A 229-nucleotide genomic window follows, 5' to 3' on the forward strand; every position below is an offset into this window, starting at 1 on the left:
ATCCTGATCTGTACTATGTTTCGATTCCGCACTATTACGATCATTGCCCGGACCATGGCCCAAAGCCTGCGGTTCCGATTACAGGCAAGGTCGATATCTCGGGCTACCGGATACAAAAAGGAGAGGCGCTGAAGGCTCACCTCAGTCAGGAGTATTCCGTGAATCGCGCTTATCCGGGTGTTCTCGATGGGGACTTTGGCGTCATTGGCTGCTATGAGTATTTTACATT

Annotated in this window: 1 protein-coding gene; it reads left to right on the top strand. The window is 50.7% G+C overall.

Translation table 11 applies throughout. The annotated features are described in order from the left end of the window. Positions 1-229, top strand: a 229-nt coding sequence (locus ACSNOK_RS36680; protein WP_436784960.1) for a hypothetical protein, incomplete at both ends; no start/stop codon positions are given.

It is taken from the genome of Streptomyces sp. URMC 126, assembly GCF_051386555.1.
Taxonomy (GTDB): domain Bacteria; phylum Actinomycetota; class Actinomycetes; order Streptomycetales; family Streptomycetaceae; genus Streptomyces.